Annotated in this window: 2 protein-coding genes and 1 pseudogene; all 3 read left to right on the top strand. The window is 57.4% G+C overall.

Annotated features, from left to right (window positions below):
• Positions 1-792, top strand: a pseudogene (locus tag ACXJ5O_RS23580) (hypothetical protein); the annotation flags it as partial.
• A 105-nt stretch (positions 793-897) separates the two neighbouring features.
• The gene (locus ACXJ5O_RS23575; protein ID WP_112532300.1) at positions 898-1,614 is read left to right on the top strand and encodes a GntR family transcriptional regulator; all 717 of its coding nucleotides are present in this window, start codon (positions 898-900) and stop codon (positions 1,612-1,614) included.
• 60 nt (positions 1,615-1,674) lie between these two features.
• Positions 1,675-2,685: an NAD(P)H-quinone oxidoreductase gene (locus ACXJ5O_RS23570; RefSeq protein WP_457302025.1), complete on the top strand. Its 1,011-nt coding sequence runs from the start codon at positions 1,675-1,677 to the stop codon at positions 2,683-2,685.
• Positions 2,686-2,778 lie beyond the last annotated feature (93 nt).

The following is a 2,778-nucleotide window of genomic DNA, read 5'->3' as shown; positions in this document are numbered from 1 at the left end:
GTCCATCAGGTCAGGAAAATCCGCGCGATTCCCCACAATGCCATCCTGCAGCAACTCGGCTATCCGCTGACTGTGGTCTCTGGTTTCGGAAGTGCCGTGCGCGGTGATGAGGATCGCTTCGTGGAAGTTTATAAGGGATCGGATCGCCTGCGCCGGCTTACGTCTCACGTTTTTGCCACGAAACAAAAGTCGAGCATCAAGGCGCTTGCCGCTTTCGCAACCATTTACGACCCCGCATTCTGGTCATCGCGACCCTATGCCGGCGCGGAGCCGCATCTCGCCGCACCTTGTCTTTCGATAACACAGCTCCTTGAAGGTGATGAGAGGGCGACGGCCATAAGTGCGCTGGCGGTCAAGCTGAGGATCGATGCCATCTGGCTTCATCGCATCCTGGACGCGGTCGAACTACCTGCGGGCAAGCCACGGGAGTCAGAACATGAGCGCAGCGACATGCTGCAGGCCATACGCCTGGCACTATTGCAGCATATCTTTCTGATGGCCGCTCGCGTTCCGCGATTTTCGACACGCAACGATATTTCCCGCGACGACATCATGGAGMTGATCTTCAGCCTGCGCATACCCGAAGCGGTAGAATTGCTTCGCGGTGCCTATCCCGGGGACCCCGTCGATATGAAGAACTATCGCCTTAGCGAGCCATTCACCTATCCAGGAGAACGTCCCTCGAACTATGCCGATCTCAGCGCACGGTTGATCGACCCGATTGCCGATACTTACACCGCCATTCTTGAAGCCGGCACAGCGCTGGCGCTTGATTTCGGCGCGCATGGGTAACGCAGATGGTTGCAAAAATTCGCAAAATGACTTCAATGACTTAAATATGGTATTATACATTCCAAATATAAATGGAGATGACCCGACGTGAGCCCGAGAACCCACATGCGTTGGCCGCTGGCCGATGACGTCACCCCGGACCTCGTCCTAGAGCCCTTTGCGGCCGAGCCGAACTTCAAAACGCGAATCTATGCGACATTGAAACAGGCCATCGCCAATATGGACATCTATGCCACGTCGGAAGATACCTGGCTCGACGAACGGCAATTGGCCGATCGGCTTGGTGTTAGCCGTACACCCATCCGCGAAGCGATCGCGATGCTGGAGCAACAGGGGTTTGTGAAATCCATCCCTCGCCGCGGCATCATGGTATTGCGCAAGACAAAGCGCGAAGTAATCGAAATGATCCAGGTCTGGGCTGCTTTGGAGGCTATGGCTGCCCGCCTCGTCTCGCTCAATGCCAGCGGCAAGGATATTGCACGCCTGAGGACGCTCTTCGAAAAGTTCCACGAGGGCCACAAGCCGGCCGATTATCTGGGCGAATATTCCGAAGCCAATTTGCAGTTTCACCAGACCCTGATCCAGATGACGGATTCGAAAATTCTCCGGGAAACGACCGAGAACATTCTCCTCCACGTTCGCGGCATCCGGAAGATCACTATCGGGCGCGACGACCGCGCATCCCAGTCGATCAAGGATCATCTGGCGATCATCGCGGCGTTGGAAAAGCGCGATACCGAGACTGCCGAAAAGCTCTGCCGTGATCACACGCTCGGCCTCGCAGCCTATGTGGAGAAGCACAGCGAAGGTATTTTCGACTGAGTGTCTGACCGCCCGCCGGGCCAGACTTCTTCCTTCCATCCCACATCCGGAGATATGGCAATGATCGGCCTTCCCGAAAGCATGACTGTGATCGCCATCAGCGAACCGGGAGGCCCTGATGTTCTCAAACCGGAACAGCGCCCCATTCCTGCCCCAGCGGCAAACGAAATCCTCATTCGTGTTGCTGCCGCTGGTGTCAACCGTCCCGATGTGTTTCAGCGCGCGGGTAGCTACCCGCCGCCGAAAGGCTCTTCCGACCTGCCCGGCCTCGAAGTTGCAGGTGTGGTCGCGGCGGTGGGAACGGGTGTGTCGCGATGGAAGGCGGGAGACAAGGTCTGCGCCCTGACACCAGGTGGCGGTTACGCCGAATACGTAGCTGTCGACAGCTTGAGTGCGCTACCGATCCCCGACGGACTTTCATTTGTTGAAGCCGCAGCCATACCGGAAACCTTCTTTACCGTTTGGCATAACGTCTTCGAGCTTGGCGCCTTGAAGCAGGGTGAAACCTTGCTGATCCATGGTGGCGCATCGGGCATAGGAACGACTGCGATCATGCTTGCCAAGGCATTCGGTGCGAAAGTGATCGTAACCGCCGGGACGGACGAAAAATGCGCCGCTTGCCGCGAGCTCGGCGCGGATACGGCAATCAATTACCGCACGGCGGATTGGCCGGCAGAGGTCAGGGACGTGACCGGGCGGCAAGGCGCCCACGTCATCCTCGACATGGTGGGCGGTCCCTATATCGAGAAAAACTACCAGGCGGCCGCGATCGGCGGACGGATCGTCAATATCGCATTCCTGCAAGGCTCACGCGCTGATGTCGATTTTATGCGTCTGATGATGAAGCGCCTGACGCACACCGGCTCAACGCTACGCGCGCAGTCTCTCGAGGCAAAGGCGCGGATCGCCGCCGAGCTGGAAGCCAATGTCTGGCCGCTCCTCGCCGAGGGTAAATGCCCGCCGCTTATCCACGCGTGTTTTCCATTTACCGAGGCAAGCCAGGCCCACACATTGATGGAAGCGAATACCAATATCGGCAAGATCGTCCTGACAATCGATGAGAACCGGTAATTCTTAGAAGCCGGACAGCATCTTGCGCAAGATGGCGTGATTCCTGCGCAAGACTGGCCGATTCTGATGCAAGAAATGCCGAAACCCATATGG

The organism is Phyllobacterium sp. P5_D12 (genome assembly GCF_054049495.1).
The sequence above is the reverse complement of the archived record's forward strand: the minus strand, read 5'-3'. Positions and strand labels throughout refer to the sequence as shown.